Genomic DNA, 24654 nt, shown 5'->3' on the forward strand with positions numbered 1-24654 from the left:
AAATTACAGCTTGATATTTTAAATTAATTTTGTGCATTTTGACTATAATCATCTATTTTTGTCTAAGTTTGCTGTACAAACTTTACACCAAAATTATATTGTGGTATAGTTATATAATCAAGATTTTTTTCTTGATATTTTTTATACACTATAATGTATTTGGGGAGGTTATTATGAGCAGACTAAGCATTATTACCAAAAGCAAATCACAGTCAATTGTAGAAGAGCTTTATAAAGATTTGGAACGCCGTATTATTGCAAGTCCTCCGGGGCTATGTCCAATTGATGTTTCATCTTCTTTCTTAAAGCTCTGCCATGCACAAACCTGTGGAAAATGTGTTCCATGTAGAATTGGACTTTCACAGCTGGAACATTTATTAGAAGATGTACTAAATGGTGATGCCACTTTAGATACAATTCCTCTAATCGAAAAAACAGCCCGAGTAATCGCAGAGACAGCCGACTGCGCAATTGGATTTGAAGCTGCCCGCATGGTTCTAAAGGGATTAGAGGGATTTCGTGATGATTATATTGAACATATAACAACCGGAAAATGTCTATGTCACTTAGAGCAACCTGTGCCTTGTGTTGCTTTGTGTCCGGCAGGTGTTGATATTCCTGGATATGTAGCTTTAGTTTCAAAGGAACGCTATCAGGATGCAGTATCACTAATTCGAAAAGACAATCCGTTTCCAGTTGCCTGTGCATATGTATGTGAACATCCTTGTGAAGCCCGTTGCCGTCGTAATATGGTCGATGCACCAATTAACATACGAGGTCTAAAACGGTTTGCAGTTGACCATGCTGGAAATGTACCTGTTCCAAAATGTTCTAGTCCTACTGGGAAAAAAGTTGCTGTTATCGGTGGAGGTCCGAGCGGTTTAAGTGCCGCCTACTACCTGCAGCTTATGGGACATTCTGTAACTGTATATGAGCAAAGACAAAAACTAGGCGGAATGCTTTATTATGGAATCCCAAACTATCGTCTTCCAAAAGATCTATTAGACCAGGATATCAACGCAATTCTTTCAACCGGTATTCAGGTTCGCCTTAATACTTCAGTCGGTGATGAGGAAAATCAGGTTTCCTTTGATGAACTGAGAAAAGAATATGACGCTATCTATCTTTCAATCGGAGCACATACAGATAAAAAGCTCGGAATTCCTGGCGAGGAGGCAAAGGGTGTTATTTCTGCGGTTTCTTTCTTACGCGATATTGGAGATGGTAAACTTCCAGATTTCACCGGAAAACGTGTTATTGTTGTCGGAGGTGGTAACGTAGCAATGGACGCAACCCGCTCTGCCATTCGACTTGGAGCAGAAAACGTAAGTGTTCTATACCGCCGTCGTAAAAAAGATATGACTGCCCTTCCTGATGAAATTGAAGCAGCAATTGCAGAAGGAACGGAAATACTAGAGCTTCATGCGCCAAAAGAAATTGAACAAAATGCAGATGGTCAAGTAACCGCTATGTACGCAGATCCTAAAATTATCGGTTTAATGGATTCTGCCGGAAGACCTCGACCAGGTGATTTAAACTGCCCACCTTCAAGAATTCCTTGTGATATTGTAATTGTTGCAATCGGACAGGATATCGTATATGGTCCATTTGAACACGCAGGGCTTCCAATTAAGAGAAATACATTCCAAGTAAAAGAATCCAGTGCAGTTATCGGTACCGATGGTATCTTCGCCGGTGGTGACTGTGTAACCGGACCGTCTACTGTTATCCGGGCAATTGCAACCGGAAAAACTGCAGCTGCAAATATTGATACTTATCTTGGATATCATCATATTATCAGCAGTGATATTGAAATACCACCTGCACGTCTTGGAGACCATCCGGCTTGCGGAAGAGTAAATATGACAGAGCGTGCATCTCAAGACCGTATCAAAGACTTTAATTTATGCGAATACGGAATGAGTTCGGAAGAAGCAGCCCAGGAATCCAGACGTTGCCTGCGTTGTGATCATTTCGGATATGGAGTATTAAAAGGAGGGCGTGTACACGAATGGTAAAATTAACAATTAATCATAAATCATTTGAAGTAGAAGACGGAATTACAATTATGGAAGCCTGTGAGCAGGCAAATATGCCGGTCCCAAGTCTTTGTTATTTAAAAGATTTAAACGAAATTGGTGCCTGTCGTGTCTGTGTTGTAGAAGTTATCGGTATGGAGCGTCTTGTTACAGCCTGTAACAATCCTGTTTGGAATGGCATGGAGATTCTTACCAATTCTCCTAAAGTAAGAGAAGCAAGAAAAACAAACGTTGACCTTATTTTATCCCAACATGACTGCTTTTGTCCTACTTGTATCCGCAATGGAAATTGTAAACTGCAAAAAATTGCATTTAGTCTTGGAATTCATCAGGCAGGCTACCAAAGGGATATTACAACTACCCCTTGGCCAAAAGATATTCCTCTAATTCGTGATTCTGGAAAATGTATAAAATGTATGCGTTGTATACAAATATGCGATAAAGTACAATCTTTACATATATGGGATGTTGCTAAAACAGGATCCCGTACAACTGTTTCTGTTTCTGAAAACCGTAATATCTTAGAAGCACCTTGTTCTTTCTGTGGTCAATGTGTTACTCACTGTCCTACAGGAGCATTAAGTGCAAGAGATGACAAAGAACAACTATTTGCCTATGATGCACCAATTGCGGATCCTGATAAAGTTGTTGTTGTATCAATCGCACCGGCAGTCCGTACTGCATGGGCAGAGGAATCCGGTCTTCCCCGCGAAGCAGCAACACCTGGAAAGCTCGTTGCTGCTCTTCGCCAAATGGGCTTCCAGTATGTATTTGATACAAACTATGCAGCAGATTTAACAATCATGGAAGAAGGAAGCGAATTTTTGGAACGTTTGTCCCATAAAGAAGACTTTGATTATCCATTATTTACTTCCTGCTGCCCTGGCTGGGTACGCTTCCTAAAGTCGCAATATCCTGAACTTACAACCTGTCTTTCTACTGCAAAATCACCACAACAGATGCAGGGAACAATAATAAAGACCTATTTTGCTAAAGTTGCCGGCATCCAACCGGAAAACATCTATCATGTATCAATTATGCCTTGTATGGCAAAAAAAGCTGAGGCTGATATTCCAACGATTAATGATTCAGGTGCCGGAAAAGATGTGGATCTGGTTCTTACAACAAGGGAGCTAATCCGCCAGTGCCGTTCCATGAATATTGATTTTTCCAGTCTTGAAGAGGAAGAATTTGACTCACCTCTTGGTACAGGTACAGGTGCAGGTGTAATCTTTGGTGCAACCGGCGGTGTTATGGAAGCAGCCCTTCGCTCCTGTTATTACCTTGTAACAGGTAAAAATGCTGATGCTGACGCATTTAAAGAAATCCGCGGCATGGATGGATGGCGAGAAAGCTCCATTGATATTAACAATACAACAATAAAAACAGCTGTTGTAAATGGTCTGGGAAACGCAAGAAAATTAATTGAAGCACTTCTAAAAGGGGAGGTACAGTATGACTTTGTAGAAGTCATGGCCTGTCCTGGTGGTTGTGTAGGTGGAGGCGGTCAGCCAATTCACCTTGATGAAGAAGAAACAGAGGACCGAAGAGAATATTTGTATTCTCTGGATCAAAATGCTCCTTTGCGGTTCTCTCATGAAAATCCGGAAATTCAAAAAACTTATGAGGATTTCTTGGAAAAACCGCTCTCTCATCTTGCCCATGAATTACTTCACACTGACCATACCGCATGGACTGTTCCAGGTACAAAAAAAATAAAACCTGAATAAATGATTAAAACTGGAGTTGTAATAAAATGTATTTTGTGACAACCCAGTTTTTTATATCACTTCCTAATCTACTATTTTCTACTATTTTTTTAATTTTTTTATTGACAAGCAATTATTTTTTTGTTAGAATATAAAAGGTTTCACGAGATAAATATTGTAGTATGTATGGCGGGATAGCTCAGTTGGCTAGAGCACACGGTTCATACCCGTGGTGTCGAGGGTTCAAATCCCCCTCCCGCTATCAAAAAAAGGAATGTTTGTTTTAAACATTCCTTTTTTATTTTTAAATTATTTTCGAATACAAGCATAGAATATAATAATCAAAAACAAAGTCCCAATTATTCTATACAATCGAGTCTGTATATATTTTTCTTTTCCTTTCATTTCCCTGCTGCAAATTAATTTATAATATCCTCTTACCTGTTCAGGAAATACAACAAGCGCAGAAAATCCTGCATTCAGTATTGTTATAAATATCATAAATAAAATATTTTGTGGCAGTGGATTACTATATTTATTTTCAATGACCCGCTTTAAAATATTATAATTATCTTTCTCTAATACCGCTTTATAATGATCAAAATCCGTCATCCCGCCTCTGGATGGAATTATTAGTCTTCTATCCGATTGACAAACTAGTACTTCCTCATTATCCGGCATAATTACTCTGTAAAAATCTGAATTTTTCTTCTTGTTACTCCAGATTCGTATTCTCCGATATCTTACATCTTTATAAACATAACAATATTGCCGTTCCCTTTGCTCCCATTGTACATATTTAAACTCGTATGCACCAATGCTATTTCCAAATTGTGGGTAAGACAGTACGAGAAAACTTTCCACAACCGAAAAAACAATAATTAAGGAAACATAAATTACTTTCTTTCGAAATTTTTCTTTTTTTATCTCAATTTCCATGTATATTCCAATCCTGTTCGCATTCTTTTTTTATTAAAATACCATTTATCCTAAAATGCTGTCAACCGGTTACCACTACAGAGCTTCCATTTTTTTTCTTTTCCACAATAATCTGATTCTCTATTCGTTCTTTTAGTTCTGCAACATGAGAAATAATTCCAATCAGGCAATTTTTATCAGTCAAAAGGGCAAGCGTATCTAAAGCCTGGTTCAAAGATTCCTCATCTAAACTTCCAAATCCTTCATCAATAAACAATGTATCGATTTGTATTCCTCCAGCATGGCGTTTCACAATATCGGATAGCCCAAGGGCTAACGCCAATGCAGCTTTAAAAGATTCTCCGCCAGATAAAGTTTTAACAGAACGTTTCTTTCCGGTAAACGCATCAAATACTTCCAGACTTAAACTATCAGTTGTTCTTCCATCCGTTACCTTTTCAACCTTCGTTAACTCATAACGTCCCGCCGTCATTTTATTTAAACGAATATTAGCAGCACCAATAATATCTTCAAAGTAAGAAGATAAAACATAGTGTTCAAATACAATTCTTGCTTTATTATTTCCTCTTGTTACCTGATCCAGATCCTTTATAATTCCATACTCATCTTCTAGTCCTTCTTGATTTTTTTGTTTTTCTTTTAATGAAGAAAGTGCGGTCTGATTCATTGCAAACACTTGTTTCTTTTTCTCTTTTTGGAATTGAATTTGCCTCTTTTCTAATTCTAAGCAATGAAGCTCCTCTTTTAATTTTTCTACTTCGATTCCTTTCATTTCTTTTTGTAAACGCTCAAGACAATTCTGCTCCTCCTCTTTAAATTTTCTCCAGTCCTTTTGATTCTCCTTTATTAATACTTTTATCGATTCAATTTCTATTTTGTTATTTTCCAAAGCCTTTCGATATTGTTCATATTTTTCTTGATATTCCAGTTTTCTTTTTCCTTGTATCTGCTCTAATTGTTTCTGCTTTTTATCAATCAGACTACATTCTTTCTCAATTTCCGTTTTTCGTTTTTTCTTTTGTTCCAATTCCTTAATAATTTCTATTTGTTCCTTTTCTTCTTCCTCCAACGCCCTTTTATATTCTACAAGCTCCTTCCGTCCGATCTTCTTTTCTTCCAACGCTTGCTCTAATTCCTTTCTTATAACATCAAGCCTTCCCTTTTCTTTCGATGCCTTTTGAAAAATATCATTTTTAATCTGCTCTTGCGTTTCCCAATCATACTTCCATTTTTTTAACATGTTCTCATCTGGTATTTCCCCTGCTATTGGTGCAATATGGGGATGCTCACAAGATCCACATACCGGACAAGGCTCACCCTCCCTTAATTCTTTTGCAATCAGACCAATTGTTGAAGATTTATAGATTTCTTCTTTTTCTTCATATTGACGCTTTATTTGTTTTGTCTTCTCTCTTTGCTTTTCATATTCCATCTGACAGCGTTGCAGTTCCTTCTCTTGCATTTCCTCTTCTTTTATCCGCTTTTTAATTGTATTCACAGACTCAATCTCTTCTTTTTTCCGTTCCATGAAAACGACAGCTTTTGAAAGTTCCAGTTCAATTTCCTGATATTCTTTACTTTCCTGCTCTAATTGTTCTTTCTTTTGCTTCATTTCCATTTGCTCTAGTTTTTGATTTTTTTCTACTTTTTCCGATTTCATCTGCCATTGTTCAAAATCTTCTTTTAACGCTTCTTCCTTTTGTTCACCTTCTTTAAGCTGTATTTTATTTTTCTCTATTTTTTCTTCTAACTCTTCTCGTTTCTTTTGTATAGTAAAATACACCTCCCCTTTTCCTGTTAGTTCCTTTATCTGTTTTTCTAATAATTCAGTCTGCACCTGAAGCGTTTGGATTTCCTCTTTTTCTTCTTTTATTTCTGCCTCCAGCAAACCTATTACTTTATCAAACGAAAGGTATTCCTCTTTAAGTGCCTCTGACAACTGATTATTTTGGCAGCAAATCATAGAAGCTGCTTCTTCCATTTTACTTTTTTGTCTGCTTAATTTTCCACCAATTCGTTTTGCCTCTTCACTGATTTTTCTCTGTATCTGTTCAAATTCTTCTGTCTGAAATATATTCCTAAGAATTTCTACCCTGTCCTTTGAATTTGCCAATAAAAGCTCTAAAAATTCACCTTGTGCAATCATAGCAATCTGTTTAAACTGACGGTAATTAATTCCCATAATCTGTTCTAGTCTTTTATTTACCTCATTTACTAACGTACATGGCTCCTTCTCTTCTTCATACAACTCCGCTGTTTCCGGACTAATTGTTTCTCCTGTTCCTCTTCGTTTCGGACGACTGTACTTAGGTGACCGCTTAACTGTATAATTTTTTCCTTTATGAGAAAATATAAATTCTACATAAGTATCTGTTTCGGGTTTTGCAAAATCACTTCGAAGTGTTGTTTTTTCACGATTTTTACCACTCACATTACCATAGATTGCGTATGTTATCCCATCAAAAATCGTTGTTTTTCCACTCCCTGTTGCGCCGGTTACTAAAAATAATCCTCCCTCTATATAATTTGAAAAATCAATACACTCTCTCGAAGAATATGGTCCCCAGGCGCTTAATGTCAGCCGTATTGGTTTCATCCTACAGTTCCTCCTCTGCTACATTTTGAATTATCTTAGTAAGAATTGCTTCTCTTCGTTCATCAAGTTCCTGCTCTGTCACTATTCTATAGAACTCTTTATATAACTCCATTGATGACTTTTTTTCTGCTTTGGCAAAACACTCACTTCTCAAGTTTTTTCTTTCAGTATTCGTTTCCTTTACCATCTGCATAATATTTGGGTATACGCTCCTTAGCTTATCCATCGGTTCGAACAATACTTCCTCATCCGTTAATACCGCCTGAATATAGTCATTACAATCTGCCAAAGCAACAACGTCTTCCGCCAGCAAATCCTTTAGTTTCCCTTTAATAATACGCATATCATGAAGCGGTTTTAATGGTACTTTTTTTATGACAAGGTCACCTTTTTCTTTTAGTTCAACAACAGTTACACTCTTCTCATGACCTGCTTCTGAAAATGAATATTTTAACGGAGAACCACAATACCTCATCGTATCCCTTCCGACCTTCTGTGGACGATGAATATGTCCTAGAGCAACATAATCAAAGCAGTCAAAGATTTCGCCATCAACCTGTTCTGTTCCTCCCACAAAAACAGACTGCTCAGAATCCGAACAAAGTGGAATTTCTGCTCCTTTTATAACAAAATGATGCGTCACTAAAATGTTCCTCTCATTTTGATTTATCTCACAATTCTCAATCATTTTTTTAATACATGCCTCATAATTCATTTCTTTTCCATTTTCTTCTCCAAGCCAGTATTTCATAACTGCAGGTCTTGCAAATGGAAGTAAATAAATATTAACTGCTCCAAATTCGTCATCAAAACACACTTTCTTTATCCCATTCTTTGCTGTATTTGCAATATACAAACCACTTTTATCCAATATTTCACCAGCGAATCCAATCCGTTCCGGTGAATCGTGATTTCCGCTAATCATACACACTTTTATATGTTTCTCAATTAACTTCGTTAAAAAAGAATCTAATACAGACACAGCTTCTGCAGGCGGTATGGAACGGTCATAAACATCTCCTGCAATTATAATCCCATCCGCCTTCTCTTTTTCCGCAATTGTTATAATTTGATTTAATATATATTCCTGGTCTTTTAACATTGAAAACTCATGTACATATTTTCCTATATGTACATCGCCAATATGAATCCATTTCATCTCATTTTCTCCTCTTATTTTTTTCTAAGACATTACAAATTCTTACGAATATTTTAATTTTAACACAAAATGTATTTTTTTTCTGTACAAACAACTTTTTTTGTAGTACAGTTATTTTAGATTTTTATGTATTTATAAAGGATGTGAAGTAATGGAACGTCGCTCAATTAAAATAACGACTTTTGTATTTTTTATAAGCTTATTCTTGGTAGGTGCTGAATTTGGTGTCTACTATTTTGTTGATAAATTTTGGCCGGTAGGTTTGGTTACTGTTCTTGGTTCACTTATCGTGTCCCACATTTTTTTAGAAAGTTCATTAACTTATGACACCTGCTTTTTGTTTTCTTTAATGAGTATGCTTTTTAGTTCAATACTAACTGCATCGGTATACTTTGGACAAACCGGGAACATTATAGTTTATCGGGAATATGTCCAGTTTATTATTTACGCAAACTGGTTATTTCCACTTTTATATAGCATTTTCCGTTGCCTGTTCGATCGCGGACCAAGATTTGTATGTTTTAATTCCTACTTTTGGAAAACAAATATTTTATTTGGAGTTTTCTATCTCTGGAATCTCGTTTTCCATACAGTAATTTCACCGCTTCGTCTTCCTTACGGATTCGATCAAAAAGGAATTTCGTTTATCCCATTCCTTACTACGGCAACCCATATTGAAGACTTTATTTATACAGGAAATGGAATCGGAAGTTTAATCGGATATATCATTCATATCCTGATATTATTTATACCAATGGGATTTTATATTGCACTTCTCCTAAAAAAATACTCTTTTCTTTTAAAAGGAATTTTGATTTTTTTAATTCCGGTTGCTTTTGAAAGCGTACCATATGTTACACAGGGAATTGCAAATATCGACTCGTGTTTCTATCGGTTCTTTGGTCTTTTAATTGGAATTTTGTTATACCAGATTTTAAATGCTATTTTTCAGCATGTAACAGGAGAAGATTTTCTATATGAACGGAATAAATACTCCTTCTTTTTCAATAACTATTAATGCTGATATACTTTTATAAAAAATGAGGCTATTTAACAGCCTCATTTTTTTACATTTTATTCTCAATATTTCCGATACTCATTGATATCATGAATAATAATCTTTGCACCACGAATTAATTGATCAAAAATTCCCGCCTTGTACAAATTAATAATTGCCATACCAACAGGAATTCCAATTATCATGCCAAGGACTCCCTTTATCTTATAACCAACATACATAAAGACTAATGTAGCCAGTGGACTTAATCCAATACTGTCCCCAACCATTTTCGGTTGTAACACCTGCCTTACAAGCTGGCAGATAATATAAATTATCATAAGACAGACCGCGTGAAAATATTTCCCTCCGATTACATCAAACAATGCCCATGGGAAAATAACCGTTCCTGTTCCAAAAACCGGAAGAAAATCCAAAAAAGCAATGAGCAAGGCCAATAAAAACGAATAATTTACATCCATAATCTCTAATCCAACAAATAAAATAACAATAATAACACCCATAATCTTAAATTGTGCTTTAAAATATCCTCCAATTGCAAGCACAAAATTAACCTTTATAATTCGATATTTCTCCATAATTGATTCGGGCATATTCTTTTTAATATCGGCTACTAATATATCCCGTTCTGCAATAAAGAAATATGCAGAAAGAATCGTAATAATAGCCATCAGAAATCCTTCAGCAACATTTTTTACCAATAAACCTGCACCATTGATTGAAGTTGTACTTATTTTAGATACAAATGTAGTAATGTATTTTCCAAGGTTACCACCGATGCTGTCAATCCACTCTTTTAAATTTTCAGGCAAAATATGATAAAAGCCTTTCATGTCGTTTGTTGCAATAATAATCTGATTTTGAATTTCATCTGCAATATATGGCAAATCAGAAATCAATCCCATCGTCTGGCGAACCAAAAAAATTCCTCCAAAGTAAAGAATAGCAACAACTGCTCCAAGTGCAGCAATGATAATAAGTACGGAACTATGCTTTCTGACAATTTTAACTCTTCGTTCTAAGAAACGAACAAGCGGATTCGCAATCATCGCTATAATCCAGCCAATTACAAATGGCATAAAAAACCGGATTGCTTTTGGAACAAGAAAAACTAAAATCAAAACCGTTATCACTGCAATTAAAAAATCAACTAAAATTTTCTTATAAATACTAGAATTACCCATTGTACCACCTCACATTATCCATCTGCCTTATGTTTCTTATTATAGACCTATCAATCTATTTTACAAAAGGTTTTGCCACTAAGGTCAAGAAAAATACCATTGAAGCTACAATTACAATTGTTGGTCCCGTTGCCGTATTATTATAATAAGACACAATCAATCCTAAAATTCCTGAAAACATAGAAATTTCAATTGCAAATCTGTGATATTCTCTCATGTCAGAGGCTAAATTTCTACTACTGGCTGCTGGAAGAATCAACAAAGCATTAATAATCAGTATACCAACCCAACGAATTGACAACATAATAATCAATGCCGTAATAACAACAAAGCAATTATCCATAAGTGTTGCAGGAATCCGCTTGCTCTTTGCTAATGTTTCATTAATACTCAGTGCATGGAGCCTATTAAAGCAAAAGCCCCAAAATAAAATTGTGACAATAAAAATAATCAGCAAAAGTACAATTTCCTTTGGTGTAATACTTAATATATCTCCAACTAACAAGCTTGAATATTCCGAAAATTTTCCATTTCTTGACAAAATCACAAGTCCCACGGCTGTACCAAGTGAAGAAAACACAGAAATAATCGTATCAGTTGATACTGTATTTCTTCGTTTTATCCAATTTAACAAAAGAGCAAAAACTACTGCAAAAACTATCATTGATATATTCGTGTCGGCCAATCCTAAAATGATACCAATTGCAATTCCGGTAAATGCCGAATGTCCTAATGCATCGGAAAAAAAAGCCAGCCGATTGTTTACAATCATGGTTCCTAAAATTCCAAATAACGGAGTAATAATCAGCATTGCAAGCAGTGCATTTTTCATAAAATCATAATGAATAAATTGGAATGGTAACAGTTCTTCCAATAACTTATAAAATAATTCCATATCCAAGTCCTTCCTATCTAACTATCTTTTCGCCAAAAGTTTCTTTAAATGCTGTACTGCTAAACACTTCCTCAGCGGTGCCTTCTTTTTGAATTGTATGATCTAACAAAATAACATGATCACTATACTTTGCAACATATTCCAAATCATGAGATACAAGTATAACAGCCAGGTCACAATTTTTCTTTAAATAGTCAATCTTTTCAAAAAACAACTCCATTCCATTGTGATCAATTCCGGATACCGGCTCATCCAAAATTAGTAAATTAGGCATGGGCATCATTGCAAGTGACAAAAGCACTCGTTGTAACTGGCCACCGGACAAATCACAAACTGTTTTATCAATCAGCTCTTCTGCCTCAAATTGTGCCAATTGCTTCTTAATCATCTGATATGCTTTTTTATTCTTTTTAAAGAAAACCGGAGTCCTTGTTACATAACTTGCAAGCAAATCATAGACACTTGTCGGTGTATTCTTTGCTATATTTAAATGTTGTGGAACATAACCAATTCTTAAGTCCTTATATTCATTGTTTTTGATATCTTTAAATTCTATCGTGCCTTCATGCTTTATTTCATTTAATATTGCACGAATAAGAGTTGATTTTCCTGCACCATTTTTACCAATAATAGAAGTCAGCTCCCCACAATGAATATGCACATTAATATGATCTAATATATTTGTATCACCAATTTTAACTCCAAAATCTTTAATCCGAATACAATGAAAACCACAGTTATTCTTGCTTTTTTTCATTGTAGCATTTACAATATTTTTTTTCCCAACTGTTTTACTTAACTTATTCATTTCGTCAGCTCCTGCTTCATAATGCGTATATTCTCTTCCATACCATCAATATAAGCATCTTTATCCATTGCCCCTGATACAAGGGAATCAATTACAACAACCTTAGCTTTATTTTCTTTTGCAATACTCTCTGGAATTGCCATGGAAAATTGTTTTTCCGCCAATAAAATTGATACTTTATTTTCCCGCATTTCATCAATAATCTCTGCTACTTCTCCAGCACTAAAAGAAGTATCGTTATCCATATCAATCTGATGCACGATATTCATTCCCAACCGATTTGCCAAATAAGCAAACGCGTCATGGAAAATAATTATATTCTCATTTAGTTTCTTCTGCTCTAAAGTTGTCAACTCTTTTTCCAACTTCTGTATTTTTGTTCGATATTTTTTTTCATTTTCTACATACTGCTTCGCATGTGCTTTGTCTATTTTCTGTAATTCTTTACTTATCTTCTGAATTTGTTTTTCATAACGAACCGGATCCATCCACACATGCCCATTCCATGCTCCATGGTTATGTCCTTCATGTTCCTCTTCACTATGAATATCTTCTTCAATGCTATGAACCTCCTCATGTTCATGCTCATGACCTTCTTCATTCTCCAGCAAATCAACTTCTTCACTGGCATTTATAATTTTTATATCTGGATATGCTTCCAAAACAGAATCAATAAAAGATTCCATTCCGCCACCATTCAAAATTAAGACATCGGCATATTCTAACTTTTTCATGTCCTTTGTTGTCAATTGATAGTCATGAAGGCAACCACCTTTATTTTCAGTTAAATTACTTAACTCAATCTGCTCAACATTGTCCGTAAGATTTAGTGCTGCGATATACATCGGATAGAATGAAGTAACAACTTGTATCGAATCTTTATTCTGCATTGATGTTCCTTCCATCTGTCTGGTAATTAGTACACTAATTCCTGTTACAAAAAACATAATCCCAAGTAAAATCAATCTTTTCTTCATCTTTATTCCCCATTCATAGCACATCACAATTCTTCTTGCAATACTGCCAAAATCTACTCAAACTTATTTACTCTCTTCCCAAGAAAAAGGCTACCGCAAATCCAACTGCAAACGTAATAATACTGCTTATAACTATAATTGGAGATAATGCAGGTATTCCGTTTCCGATTAAAATAGCAAATGGGGAAGCCAATACTAAACCTAATATAGCACAATACGTATGACTCTCATAATTAGCTAATAAAAGTTCAATAATTTTAGCAATTACAAATATTCCAACAACAACTCCAATTCCAAATGGAATTAAAATACCACAGGCTGCTAACATTACCTGTATATCACCTGCTCTTAGTCCGTCAACAAATGCTGTAATTGTATTGATAATAGGATAATAATACCCCATCAGCATCAAAATCATAGAACCGCTTACACCTGGTACAACCATCGTAGCCGCTGCAATTATTCCAATAAAAAATAGTTTGATTCCTTCTAAAACGGAAGGTTCAATCGTAGTCTGAGTTGCTTCGGTTCCTCCAAGCATTTGTAATACTATAATCATTGCAAAAAAGATTACAAATATAATACCATTTGATATTCCCATTTTCTTGCCCTTTACATGTTCTGCTAATACAGGAATACCACCTAAAATCAAACCGATAAATATCATACTGGTCTGTAGTGGAAAATTGGCTAATAAGTATTTAATCCCATAAGATAAACCAACAATTCCAAGACCCATACCAATAATATAAGGAATCAATGTTATAATACTTTTTTTCAGTTGAGAAAATAAATTCGTAACACAACCAATAATTTCATCATAAATTCCCATTGATACCATCATTGTACCACCACTCACACCCGGTATTGCATTCGCAATTCCGATTAAAACGCCTTTGATAATGTTTATCAAATATTTCATACATCTTACCCTTTCTCTTTTATTTTTTCAACTCTGATATTTTATCATAACATATTCCTAACTACTACGCTGTTAAGAAAAAATTAAAAAATATGTCAAATTAATATTAGCTTCTCCAATCTGGTACCTTCCCTTTTGTATAATCTGGCTCTTTTTACCATGCCAGATTCATTGTATAGTAACACATACAATAAATCAATAGGATAAATGGAGGCTTTTCTATGGCTAAAAAAACATCATTATTAGTAATAACTGCTCTAATGGCAGCTTTAACGTGTATTGCAACTATGGTTATAACAATTCCCTCTCCAATGAATGGTTATATTCATTTAGGGGATGGTCTTGTTCTTTTATCTGGAATTTTATTAGGTCCTATTTACGGCGGTATGGCAGCCGGAGTTGGATCGATGCTATCGGATTTACTATTAGGCTATCCCCATTATGCACTTCCAACTTTAGTTATCAAAGCATTTGCCGCAATTGTTGGTGGTATCATTTATAATATGCTTGTCCACAAAAGCTTTTGCAAAAAATATCACCTAATTCCTTTGATTGCTGCCGGAATAGGCGGAGGAATTATTGTAACCGGAGGATACTTTATTGTTGCAAGCATTTTATTTGGAGAAGGCGTTGCTGCCCTATCTTCTGTTCCGGGAAATCTTCTGCAAAATCTTTTTGGAATTATTGTATCCTGTATTCTTATGCCGGTTCTTACCCATGTACCAGCTGTTAAATCTATGCTAGCGAGAGAGGCCTAAACGGCATCTCCTCGCTCATATGCCAATCCATAGCCTAATTCTTTTACTTTTCTTTCTAATACTTTAATATTTTCTGCTGCTTCAGCATTTTGATGTATCTTGTTATCATACAAGGCATATTGCTCTCTTTTTGATAATGGCGATAAATTAGGCATTACAACATTTGCCCCAACTGCCAGCCCTTTTTCTCTTCCATCACCTTCTGCTGTTCCAAGTGCAGTTGTTGCAGGAAGCAATACTTTTGGAAGAATGATTCTTACCACTGCAAGTAAAAGTAATGTTTTTGACACACTTCCTTTTTCCTCTTTTGCAAATGGTGTATCATGATGGGGAAGAAATGGTCCAATTCCAACCATATCCGGTTCAAGTTCTTTTAAAAATATTAAGTCTTCCGCTAAACATTCATTCGTCTGATGTGGAGAGCCAACCATGAATCCGGCTCCAACCTGATATCCCAACTCCTTCAATTGATATAGACAATGTTTTCGATTTTCAAGTGACATTTCTCTTGGATGGAGCTTGCAATAGTGACTTTCCATTGCAGTTTCATGTCTTAAAAGGTATCTGTCAGCTCCGGCCTCTTTCAGTGCTTTATAGCTTTCATAGGAACGCTCACCGACTGATAAAGTAATCGCACAATCCGGATACCTTTGCTTAATCGATTTGATTATATCACAAAGCTTCTCATCATTAAAGTAAATATCCTCACCGCCTTGCAATACAAATGTGCGAAATCCAAGTTCATACCCACTTTTACAACATTCAAGTATTTCTTCCTTTGTAAGTCTATAACGAATAATATTTCTGTTTTTTCCTCTGATTCCACAATAGAAACAATTATTTTTACAATAGTTTGTAAACTCAATTAACCCTCTTGTATAAACCTTATTTCCATAGTAGCGTTTTCTATATTGAACAGCAATTTCACTTAGCTGATTTATCGTATCTTCTGTATACGTATCTAAAAGCTCTATATATTCCTCTTTTTTTAACATTCCTTCTCTTATTAATTTTTGTACTAACACAAAATACCTCCTAATCCTATAAGAAAAAATCCTGTTCCAAAGGATTCTCCGCCTGCGGCGGGTCGCTTTGGCGATATCATTCATCTCCAACGCGGTGCGTTTTTGCTTTATAGGAAACAAAGTTTCCTATAAAGCAAAAAATAGTCCCTTCCTTGCATTTGACACAAAGAAGGGACAATCTTCTATTTCCCTTATTTCTTAATATTTTCCAAATCCATTATCAATTGAAGTTGTTATCTCTTTGCTGCCTTGCTGTTCTAGTTCATCATCTTCTAATGATATTATTGGTTCTTTCCACTCTTCTGAACCATTCATGTTGTTATACACATTTCCCATATAAGAATTAGAATTTAATTCTTTCAAATTGAAAATTGAAATTAATTCTCGCAACCGAACTGCCTGATTCGATAGTTCTTCACTAGCTGCTGCACATTGTTCACTTGTTGCAGAGTTTGTTTGCACAACCTGTGATACCTGTGCCAGTGCCTGGTCAATTTGAGCTACTGCAGTTGCCTGTTCATTTGAAGCTCCGGCAATTCCATTGATTAAATCTACAATATTATCAACTGCCGCTACAATATGATTCAAAGCTACTGCTGTTTCTTGTGCAAGTTTGGATCCATTTTCAACTTTTTTAATCGAATCCTCTATCATCTCTGCCGTTTCACTCGCCGCTAAAGCACTCTTTCCTGCCAAATTCCGGACTTCTTCTGCTACAACAGCAAATCCTTTTCCATGTGTTCCTGCTCTTGCCGCTTCTACAGCTGCATTCAATGCAAGTATATTCGTCTGAAAAGCAATATCATCAATCACCTTTATAATTTTCGAAATATTTTCCGATGATTCATTAATTTCTTCCATCGCATGAATCATTTCATTCATCTGCTCGTTTCCTTTTACTGCATCTTCTTTTGTTTCATTTACAAGACGATTTGCTTCATTTGCATCGGTTGCATTTACACGAGTCCTTTCTGCAATATCTTCAATGGAAGCAGATACCTGTTCAATTGCACTCGCCTGTTCTGTAGAGCCTTGTGCTAATGACTGGCTTGCAGAAGCCACCTGACCGGAACCAGAAGTCACCTGCATGGAAGCTTCTTTAATGTTTCCTAATACACGATTATTATCATCAACAATTTTCTTTAGTGCATATCCCAAAATGTCCTTTTCTGAATTTGGCTGAACCTCTATACACATATCCCCCTTAGCAATCTGTTCTGCAATCATTGCCTGTTTACGGATATTATCAATCATAATTTTAAATTCATCCATTAACTCACCGAATTCATCATCGGACTCTTTTTGAACGGTTATCTGAACATCACCAACTGCCAGACTCTCTGATACTTTTTTCAATTTTTTTAATGGAATTCGAATTGAACGTACAATAACAATTTCAAAAATGACTGAAATTAAAATTCCAATAAACGCTACAAAAATCATAAGAATTACTAACCATCCCACATCTCCTTGTAGCTCTTTTGCTTTCTCATCTGCTCTTTTATCAAGCATTGTAATAATATCGTCAATTGCTCCTTCTGTAGTCTTTGCTACCTCTGCTCCCTCTTCTTCCAAGGTTAATCTGGCTTCATCGTACTTATTTTCTTGCACTAGTGCAATCACTTTATCTACTGTATCCTGGAAGTTAATCAGACTCGCCTGTGATTCTTTGAAAACACTAAGAACCTGATCGTCTTTCACTTCTTTATAAAATTTATTCAAATATTGCCCCATATATTCTGAACATTCATTAATTTGCTCAATTTCCGAAGCTTCTGAAGCACTTCCATCTTTTTCTACATACAATAAGTTTCTTAAATGTACCTTGATTTCCTGATAATTTACAAATGCAAGTGCCACATCACCCGAACTTGTTCCATATGTAGTAAATCTTTTTTCTCCTGCTGTATTTGTTATATAAATCATTTTTAAAGAACAAATTGCCAAAAAAACAATAGCAACAATTACAATATTAAAACCAATAATAAGCTTTGTTTTAATTTTCAGATCTTTGAAACTTTTCATTTGCCTACCTCCAATTATTCATTTTGAATAACCATATCTTCCATTACTCTGACATCTTTATCATTTATCAAAGCTTCTGGATCCAACAGTAACTTCACTTCATCCCCAATTTTTCCAATGCCGTAAACATATTTACTCGCTTGTGATGAACCCGACACAACAGTTGGAGGTGGAACAATATTCGCATCATCAATTGTAACAACTTCTGCGATTGTGTCTACGATAAGTCCCACAACTGTAGACTTGACATCAATTACAATAATACAAGTTCTGTCATTGTATGGAAGTGCTTCCTTTTTAAAACGGATTCTCACATCAATAACCGGTATAATCTTCCCTCTAAGATTAATCAACCCTATAATGTAATCTTCTACCTCCGGCACTTCCGTTATCGATTGCATTCCTATAATTTCATTTACATAATTAATTCCTATTCCATAATACTCATTTCCTGACTTAAACGTCATGTATTTCCCTTTTTGAGTATCTTCGTTTTCTAAAATTTTATCTACTTCTTCTGCCATATGACAACTCCTTTCTACTCTTGCATAATGCCCCCAGCATCAAGAATTAAACTAATACTTCCATCTCCCAACTGAGTACATCCTGAGATTCCTTTTACTTTTCTTATATAAGTTGGCATTGGTTTTACTACAATTCCCTGTTCTCCAATCAGGCGATCGGCAAAAACACAAATCACATGTTCTTCATGTTCAATTAATATCATGACGCCTTCCTCCACATCATCAACAGAATCTTTAATATGATAATATTGATTTAAGCGGATAACAGGATAACATTCTCCTCGAATCATAATATATTCATTTCCATCCGGTTCTACAATTAATTGTTCTTTTTTAACACAAATGAATTCTTTTACCGCATTTGTAGCTACTACAAAGTTTGTTTTACCAACACTAAAAATAATTCCATCAATAATTGCAAGAGTAAGAGGAATTTTCATAGTCATTGTCGTACCAATTCCCTCTTTACTGTCAATCTCCAGACTTCCGCCAATCTGCTGAATGTTTTTCATAACAACATCCATTCCGACACCTCTGCCTGAGTATTCTGTCACTTCTTTTTTCGTAGAAAAGCCTGGCAATGTTATGAAGGAAAAAACTTCTTTATCACTCAAATCTTTTTCCGATTTATTTCCTAACAAATTATTTTCCCGTGCTTTCTCTAATATTGCACGCCTACTCAAACCCTTTCCATTATCACTTACTATAATCCAGACCTTTCCGCCTTCATTCTTTGCTTCCAGAATCACTTTTCCTTTTTCCGTTTTGCCTAAATTCTTCCTTTCCTCATTGCTCTCAATGCCATGATCAACAGCATTACGTATTAAGTGCATCAATGGGTCTGAAATATGTTCTATAATATTTTTATCCACCTCGGTTTCTTCACCGATTACTTCAAGTTCAATATCTTTTCCAAGTTTTTTTGAAACATCATAAACAATTCGATTCATTTTCTGGAATGTATTTTTCAATGGCATCATTCGCATTGCCATAATGGATTCCTGCAATTCGGTTGTTATTTTTGATAATTGTGCTGCTGCTTTCTGAAAATTCGTTAAATCTAATCCCGGAACCTGTAAATCCGGATTTTGTAATACAACTGCTTCTGCAATTACAATTTCACCTATTAAATCCATTAATTCATCCATTTTCTTAACATTGACACTGATAAAACTCTGTGCCTCTGCTTTTTTCGATTCCTGATGCTTCTTTGGTTCCTTTTTCTTCTGCTCCTGTTCTTTCGACTCCGATACTTGTTTATTTAATTTCTCAATTAATTTTTCCTGTTCTTTCTTTTCTTGTTCTTTCTCTTCCTGTCCCTGTTTTGGAGAACTTTCTTTTTCCTGTTCCCCATCCAAATCAATAAATATTTCTCCTCCAGAACAATAAGCTAAGAATTCCTCTGGAGTACATTCTGTAATTTCAATATGGTCCACACCAGAACTATGATCAATTAATTCCATAATTTCACTGGCATCTGCCTTTGTCTGCAAAGCCATTTTAAATCCATACTTTAGGATTTCCTCTGAACTTGCCTCATTCGTTATAATATCTTCCGGAGTATACTGAAGATCTTCTGCAACCTCTTTTAATGAATATACAGCTGTATAAGCACGTATATTACTCATTTGTGTATCTTTGTTATAAGTAATAAAAATTTTATAAAATTTACTGTCTGCTGATGCAACCGGTGCAATATAAAATTTCTTTGGAGGTACATATTCCTTTTCAGGAGGAAGTTCTTCTCCTTTTTCAGTTATATTATGCTTAATCTGGTCTAAGAATACTTTTATGTCGGTTATTAATTGTTCCGGGTCACCATCCGGTTCTCCGCCTTCTCGTATTTTTTCCAACTCACCATTTATAAAATCCGTTACCTCTAGTATGTAACTTACCAGTTCTGAATGAGGCACATCATCTGGGTGTGATTCCCGAATGTAATAAAATACATCCTCTAACGTATGAGAAACGGTAGTAATATTATTATACATCATAACTCCGGATGAACCTTTTATTGTGTGCATTGCCCGAAAAATTTCATTAATCGCATTCTCATCAAACTCATTATCATCTTTATGCTCTAATGCCAGATTTTCAATATTTTCAAGCAATTGTTCGCTCTCGAATAAGAACATATCTAACATTCCCTCTGTAATGAATTCTTCTCCCATTGTCTTCCTCCTTTCACAAATACCTATTTTGTGAGGTTGAATTTAGGATTGCCAAAATGGCAATCCCTAAGCACCACAAATTATATTAATTCCAATTTTCTAAGAACATTTTCAAATTTATCCTGGTCTATTGGCTTACCTGCATAAGCAACACAACCAAGTTCAAATGCCTTCGTTACATTACGTCCTTCATTTAACGCAGTTGTCATAATAATTTTAGCCGCTTTGTCCTCTGGAATCCCTCTGTCCTTTTCAATATCACGGATTGCTTTTAATGCCTGATAACCGTCTAAAGCCGGCATCATAATATCAAGACATACTAAATCGTATCCCTCATCTGCATCTAATGCCATAAGGAATGCATCAACTGCCTCCATTCCATCCACTGTTACATCACACTCACCATACTTCGATAAAAAGCGGAGCATAAATTTCCTACTTGCAAAATCATCTTCTGCTATTAATATTCTCATTTCTTCCTATATCCTCACTTTCATTTTCTTTTTTATCTCTATTTTAATCCGAAGCAGAGATTCCTACACACCTATCTTCCATTCAGAATGTTATAAATCTTAGGAGCTACATTATTTATATCAACCTGATATTTTACTGCTCCTATCTCATAAGCAACTTTAGGCATTCCATATACAACACAGCTTGCCTCATCCTGTCCAATTGTTTCTGCCCCCGCACGACGCATAGCCAGTAACCCCTTAGCACCGTCTGCCCCCATTCCGGTCAATAATACGCCAATCCCATGAGAACCGGCATTAGCTGCTACCGAATGAAATAATACATCAACTGATGGACAATGACCACTAACCTTTTCGCCTGCTTTACATTCTACCCGGTATGTACCGCTTATTTTTGTAAGCCGCATTTGCAAATCCCCCGGGGCAAGCAATACCTTTCCCCGTTCCACAATATCACCGGACTGTGCCTCTTTTACAAACACACTGCTTTGATTATTCAATCGTTCTGCATACATTGTAGTAAACCCGGGAGGCATATGCTGAACAATTACGGTTCCCGGTATGTCAGGCTTAAAATTTTTTATAACTGTAGCAATTGCTTCGGTTCCTCCTGTAGAGGCACCAATTGCAATAATGCGTTCTCCATAATTTTTTTCAACATTCTCTAAAATAGAAGAAGTTCCCCTGCTTTGTTTTAAGTTACCCATTTTGGCAGTCGAAGCAATTTTTATTTTTATATTCAATTCCTTTTTAACAAAATCTTCAATCTGCTTAGGATTATTTGTATTCGGTTTACTTACAAAATCCACGGCCCCAGCATTCAATGCTTCAAAGCTTTCTCTGTTTTTTACGCTAACAACAACTGCAGGCAATGGGTACTGTGGTATAAGTTTTCTTAAAAATTCAATCCCGTCCATTCTTGGCATTACAACATCCAATGTCATAACATCCGGACGATACTTTAAAATAGCATCTCTTGCCTCATACGGATTAGAAGCTTGTGCAACAACTTTCAATGCAGGATCACTTTCAATCCCTCTCACTAAAAGTTCGCGAAACACAAGAGAATCCTCTACAACCAAAACTTTAATCTGTTTCATACTATCACCTATTATTTATTAAATTACTTTTTGATAAACGGCTGGTCTTACATACCGAAACCTCGTTCTCGACTTATCAATCGTTTCCGTTGTTCCAATAAATAAATAACCGCCAGCTTCCATATGGTCGTAGATTCGATTAAGCAATTGTATTTTTGTTTCTTCATCAAAATAAATCATAACATTTCTTAAGAATACAATATGAAATTTTTTACGAAAGGGAAGTGGATTCATCAAATTAAATTCCCGGAATAAAACCTGCTTTTTTAATTCATCTGTAACCTGATACTCCTCTTCACTTTTTCGTTTAAAATAGCATTTCTTCCATACATTTGGAAGTGGAGCTATCTGTTCTGCCAAATATTTTCCCTCAATCGCAAATTTCAATACTTTCGTTGATATATCTGTTGCCAACAGGGTAGTATCCCAATTACCTTCTGCAAGCTTAAAATAATCCATTAAAAGCATTCCTAGCGTATAAGGTTCCTCACCTGTCGAAGCAGCTGCACACCATGTACGAATATCCTTATCTTTACTTTCTCTTATTCTTAGCTGTGGAAAGACATTCTCTTTTAAAAAACGAAAGTGCTCTGGTTCTCTCATAAAATAGGTATGATTTGTTGTCAACACATTAATAATATTTTTAGCTTCCTGACTATTCGGATGATATTCCACTTCATCCATATATTCGTTATAACTTGTATAGCCATTGCGGACTAAGTGATTCTCAAGTCTTCCTTCAATTAATGTCCTTTTATGTCCCAACTCAATACCATACTTTGATTTTACATAATATACAATTCTTTGAAACTCACTTTCAGAAATTTTCAAAAAAGCTCCTCCTACTCCTCACGATATAATATATTTTAATCGTTTTTTCAACTTTTGTCAATCGAATCCCCAAATTCCATGAATGGAAGTTCTTTCTTCTTTTTTCATGAAGTCATATATAATTTAACCACATTAATAAACTGTTTCATTTCTTCCTCTGTTCCTATTGTTTCTGATTTATCTGCTTCATCCCCTTGTTTTCCATAAAAGCTTTGAAAAATCAGCAATTTTATAAAATAGGATTTTTATCTATAATACTCTTTTGCCAATGCCTGAAAGCTTGGAATAGAGCGTTTTATCATATCATAATCAACACAATAAGCAAGGCGAACATATCCCGGACAACCAAATGCACTTCCCGGTACTAATAATAATCTATGTTTTTTTGCCTTTTCAGAAAATGCCACATCGTCTTTCTCAAATGCTTTTATAAACAAATAAAATGCACCTTCCGGCTTTACCATTTCATAACCGCACCGACTCAATGCATCGTATAGAAATTTACGATTTCTATCATATTGAGAAATGTTTATCGGCACATCCACGCATTTTCCAATTACTTTTTGCAATAAAGACGGTGCGTTAACAAAGCCAAGAATTCGATTCGCCACATTAGCTGCATGCACAATTTCTTCCCAATCGTCCAATTCACCTGGCATTACTAAATAACCTATTCGCTCTCCCGGAAGTGATAAAGACTTACTATAGGAATAACCTACGATTGTATTTTCATAGTACTTTGTCAAAAAAGGCACCTCTACTCCGTCATATGCAAGTTCCCGATATGGTTCATCTGATATTAAATAAATAGAAGTTCCAAATTTATCCTGCGCCTTATACATTATCTCCGCCAGTGCCTTTATTGTATTTTCCGAATATACGACACCAGTTGGATTGTTTGGTGTATTCACAATAACCGCCTTTGTTCTTTCTGAAATTCTATTAGCAAATTCCCGAAGATTTGGCAAAAAACTCTTTGTATCCGGAGGAACTACAATCAGATTTCCGTCATAATTATTTACATAATTACGATATTCCCCAAAAAATGGTGCAAATACAATTACTTCATCCCCAGGATTTAACAAGGTTTTCAAAATAACATTCAGTCCGCCGGCTGCACCAACGGTCATTAAAATATGTTCCACTCCAAATGCAGTATCAAATCGCTTATTCAAAGAAACTGCAATCTCTCTTCTAACTTCCTCATATCCCGAATTATTCATGTACCCATGAATATCCATCGGGTTTTCTTCCGTCACAATATCAATAATTGCTTTTTTTACTTCGTCTGGTGGTTCTATACTTGGATTGCCTAAGCTATAATCAAAAACATTTTCTGCCCCGTATAAATCCGCCATTTTTTTCCCCTCTTCAAACATAGCCCGAATTACAGAACTATTCTCTACAAGAGCTTCCATTTTTTTAGAAATCATGTTTCTCCTCCTAGGTTTACCTTCATTACTGTCATGTTATTATTTTAACATAGATGCTTTAATAATAC

At 35.4% G+C, this 24654-nt stretch carries 20 protein-coding genes and 1 tRNA gene; 5 read left to right on the forward strand and 16 right to left on the reverse strand.

Annotation, left to right across the window (positions count from 1 at the left end; all coding sequences use genetic code 11):
• Positions 1–173 precede the first annotated feature (173 nt).
• From FYJ58_RS02010 to FYJ58_RS02020, 3 genes are all read left to right on the forward strand, one after another.
• Positions 174–2018 carry an NAD(P)-binding protein gene (locus FYJ58_RS02010; protein ID WP_154516515.1) on the forward strand — a complete coding sequence of 615 codons (1845 nt, stop codon included), beginning with the start codon at positions 174–176 and terminating at the stop codon, positions 2016–2018.
• Positions 2012–3769 (forward strand): [FeFe] hydrogenase, group A, encoded by a 1758-nt coding sequence (locus FYJ58_RS02015; protein ID WP_154516518.1) that lies wholly within the window; start codon positions 2012–2014, stop codon positions 3767–3769. The genes FYJ58_RS02010 and FYJ58_RS02015 overlap by 7 nt, the downstream gene beginning before the upstream one ends.
• Before the next feature lie 167 nt (positions 3770–3936).
• A tRNA-Met gene (locus FYJ58_RS02020) sits at positions 3937–4010 on the forward strand.
• A 47-nt stretch (positions 4011–4057) separates the two neighbouring features.
• Here FYJ58_RS02020 and FYJ58_RS02025 read toward each other — a convergent pair.
• The 3 genes from FYJ58_RS02025 to FYJ58_RS02035 form a co-directional block, all read right to left on the reverse strand.
• Positions 4058–4687, reverse strand: coding sequence for a hypothetical protein (locus FYJ58_RS02025; RefSeq protein ID WP_154516521.1), 630 nt, complete (start codon positions 4685–4687; stop codon positions 4058–4060).
• Positions 4688–4748: 61 nt separating this feature from the next.
• Positions 4749–7283: an AAA family ATPase gene (locus FYJ58_RS02030; protein ID WP_154516524.1), complete on the reverse strand. Its 2535-nt coding sequence runs from the start codon at positions 7281–7283 to the stop codon at positions 4749–4751.
• 1 nt (position 7284) lies between these two features.
• A complete protein-coding gene (locus FYJ58_RS02035; RefSeq protein ID WP_154516527.1) occupies positions 7285–8442 on the reverse strand; it encodes an exonuclease SbcCD subunit D in 1158 nt (385 codons plus the stop codon).
• A gap of 151 nt (positions 8443–8593) precedes the next feature.
• On the opposite strand from FYJ58_RS02035, the gene FYJ58_RS02040 reads away from it, so the two are divergent.
• Positions 8594–9460, forward strand: a complete 867-nt coding sequence (locus FYJ58_RS02040; RefSeq protein ID WP_154516530.1) for a VanZ family protein — start codon at positions 8594–8596, stop codon at positions 9458–9460.
• A gap of 62 nt (positions 9461–9522) precedes the next feature.
• Here FYJ58_RS02040 and ytvI read toward each other — a convergent pair whose 3' ends face one another.
• The 5 genes from ytvI to FYJ58_RS02065 all read right to left on the reverse strand — a co-directional run bounded on the left by ytvI (position 9523) and on the right by FYJ58_RS02065 (position 14246).
• A complete protein-coding gene (gene ytvI, locus FYJ58_RS02045; protein WP_154516533.1) occupies positions 9523–10644 on the reverse strand; it encodes a sporulation integral membrane protein YtvI in 1122 nt (373 codons plus the stop codon).
• Positions 10645–10699: 55 nt separating this feature from the next.
• On the reverse strand, positions 10700–11539 hold the full coding sequence (locus FYJ58_RS02050) for a metal ABC transporter permease (protein WP_154516536.1): 840 nt from the start codon (positions 11537–11539) through the stop codon (positions 10700–10702).
• A gap of 13 nt (positions 11540–11552) precedes the next feature.
• Complete coding sequence (locus FYJ58_RS02055; RefSeq protein ID WP_235912529.1) at positions 11553–12347, reverse strand: metal ABC transporter ATP-binding protein; 795 nt, start codon at positions 12345–12347, stop codon at positions 11553–11555.
• Positions 12344–13324: a metal ABC transporter substrate-binding protein gene (locus FYJ58_RS02060; protein WP_205839130.1), complete on the reverse strand. Its 981-nt coding sequence runs from the start codon at positions 13322–13324 to the stop codon at positions 12344–12346. The genes FYJ58_RS02055 and FYJ58_RS02060 overlap by 4 nt, the downstream gene beginning before the upstream one ends.
• A gap of 67 nt (positions 13325–13391) precedes the next feature.
• A complete protein-coding gene (locus FYJ58_RS02065) occupies positions 13392–14246 on the reverse strand; it encodes a DUF368 domain-containing protein (protein WP_154516542.1) in 855 nt (284 codons plus the stop codon).
• Between the two features lie 221 nt (positions 14247–14467).
• Between FYJ58_RS02065 and FYJ58_RS02070 the strand changes: the two genes are divergently transcribed.
• A complete protein-coding gene (locus FYJ58_RS02070; protein ID WP_154516545.1) occupies positions 14468–15004 on the forward strand; it encodes an ECF transporter S component in 537 nt (178 codons plus the stop codon).
• Here FYJ58_RS02070 and hydE read toward each other — a convergent pair.
• The 8 genes from hydE to FYJ58_RS02110 all read right to left on the reverse strand — a co-directional run bounded on the left by hydE (position 15001) and on the right by FYJ58_RS02110 (position 24586).
• Positions 15001–16029 carry a [FeFe] hydrogenase H-cluster radical SAM maturase HydE gene (gene hydE / locus FYJ58_RS02075; protein WP_328597776.1) on the reverse strand — a complete coding sequence of 343 codons (1029 nt, stop codon included), beginning with the start codon at positions 16027–16029 and terminating at the stop codon, positions 15001–15003. The two genes, FYJ58_RS02070 and hydE, sit on opposite strands and share 4 nt — an antisense overlap.
• Positions 16030–16227: 198 nt before the next feature.
• Positions 16228–18054 (reverse strand): methyl-accepting chemotaxis protein, encoded by a 1827-nt coding sequence (locus tag FYJ58_RS02080; protein WP_154516548.1) that lies wholly within the window; start codon positions 18052–18054, stop codon positions 16228–16230.
• A gap of 14 nt (positions 18055–18068) precedes the next feature.
• Positions 18069–18578: a chemotaxis protein CheW gene (locus FYJ58_RS02085; RefSeq protein WP_154516551.1), complete on the reverse strand. Its 510-nt coding sequence runs from the start codon at positions 18576–18578 to the stop codon at positions 18069–18071.
• Positions 18579–18592: 14 nt separating this feature from the next.
• Positions 18593–20749, reverse strand: a complete 2157-nt coding sequence (locus FYJ58_RS02090) for a chemotaxis protein CheA (protein ID WP_154516554.1) — start codon at positions 20747–20749, stop codon at positions 18593–18595.
• An 80-nt stretch (positions 20750–20829) separates the two neighbouring features.
• Entirely contained in the window at positions 20830–21222 is a 393-nt protein-coding gene (locus tag FYJ58_RS02095; protein WP_154516557.1) for a response regulator, read from the reverse strand.
• A gap of 71 nt (positions 21223–21293) precedes the next feature.
• Positions 21294–22322, reverse strand: coding sequence for a protein-glutamate methylesterase/protein-glutamine glutaminase (locus tag FYJ58_RS02100; RefSeq protein ID WP_154516560.1), 1029 nt, complete (start codon positions 22320–22322; stop codon positions 21294–21296).
• Between the two features lie 18 nt (positions 22323–22340).
• Positions 22341–23153, reverse strand: a complete 813-nt coding sequence (locus FYJ58_RS02105) for a CheR family methyltransferase (protein WP_154516562.1) — start codon at positions 23151–23153, stop codon at positions 22341–22343.
• A 245-nt stretch (positions 23154–23398) separates the two neighbouring features.
• Positions 23399–24586, reverse strand: a complete 1188-nt coding sequence (locus tag FYJ58_RS02110; RefSeq protein ID WP_154516565.1) for a pyridoxal phosphate-dependent aminotransferase — start codon at positions 24584–24586, stop codon at positions 23399–23401.
• Positions 24587–24654: the final 68 nt, after the last annotated feature.

Source organism: Velocimicrobium porci, from assembly GCF_009696045.1.
GTDB lineage: Bacteria > Bacillota > Clostridia > Lachnospirales > Lachnospiraceae > Velocimicrobium > Velocimicrobium porci.

Bases quoted from the DNA above. Each gene is read 5' to 3' on its own strand.
- FYJ58_RS02060 (WP_205839130.1), bottom strand. From the start codon at position 13,324: ATGAAGAAAAGATTGATTTTACTTGGGATTATGTTTTTTGTAACAGGA.
- FYJ58_RS02100 (WP_154516560.1), bottom strand. From the start codon at position 22,322: ATGAAACAGATTAAAGTTTTGGTTGTAGAGGATTCTCTTGTGTTTCGC.
- FYJ58_RS02065 (WP_154516542.1), bottom strand. From the start codon at position 14,246: ATGAAATATTTGATAAACATTATCAAAGGCGTTTTAATCGGAATTGCG.
- FYJ58_RS02080 (WP_154516548.1), bottom strand. From the start codon at position 18,054: ATGAAAAGTTTCAAAGATCTGAAAATTAAAACAAAGCTTATTATTGGT.
- FYJ58_RS02110 (WP_154516565.1), bottom strand. From the start codon at position 24,586: ATGATTTCTAAAAAAATGGAAGCTCTTGTAGAGAATAGTTCTGTAATT.
- FYJ58_RS02085 (WP_154516551.1), bottom strand. From the start codon at position 18,578: ATGGCAGAAGAAGTAGATAAAATTTTAGAAAACGAAGATACTCAAAAA.
- FYJ58_RS02030 (WP_154516524.1), bottom strand. From the start codon at position 7,283: ATGAAACCAATACGGCTGACATTAAGCGCCTGGGGACCATATTCTTCG.
- FYJ58_RS02010 (WP_154516515.1), top strand. From the start codon at position 174: ATGAGCAGACTAAGCATTATTACCAAAAGCAAATCACAGTCAATTGTA.
- FYJ58_RS02035 (WP_154516527.1), bottom strand. From the start codon at position 8,442: ATGAAATGGATTCATATTGGCGATGTACATATAGGAAAATATGTACAT.
- FYJ58_RS02095 (WP_154516557.1), bottom strand. From the start codon at position 21,222: ATGAGAATATTAATAGCAGAAGATGATTTTGCAAGTAGGAAATTTATG.
- FYJ58_RS02090 (WP_154516554.1), bottom strand. From the start codon at position 20,749: ATGGGAGAAGAATTCATTACAGAGGGAATGTTAGATATGTTCTTATTC.
- FYJ58_RS02015 (WP_154516518.1), top strand. From the start codon at position 2,012: ATGGTAAAATTAACAATTAATCATAAATCATTTGAAGTAGAAGACGGA.
- ytvI (WP_154516533.1), bottom strand. From the start codon at position 10,644: ATGGGTAATTCTAGTATTTATAAGAAAATTTTAGTTGATTTTTTAATT.
- FYJ58_RS02025 (WP_154516521.1), bottom strand. From the start codon at position 4,687: ATGGAAATTGAGATAAAAAAAGAAAAATTTCGAAAGAAAGTAATTTAT.
- FYJ58_RS02050 (WP_154516536.1), bottom strand. From the start codon at position 11,539: ATGGAATTATTTTATAAGTTATTGGAAGAACTGTTACCATTCCAATTT.
- FYJ58_RS02070 (WP_154516545.1), top strand. From the start codon at position 14,468: ATGGCTAAAAAAACATCATTATTAGTAATAACTGCTCTAATGGCAGCT.
- FYJ58_RS02055 (WP_235912529.1), bottom strand. From the start codon at position 12,347: ATGAATAAGTTAAGTAAAACAGTTGGGAAAAAAAATATTGTAAATGCT.
- FYJ58_RS02040 (WP_154516530.1), top strand. From the start codon at position 8,594: ATGGAACGTCGCTCAATTAAAATAACGACTTTTGTATTTTTTATAAGC.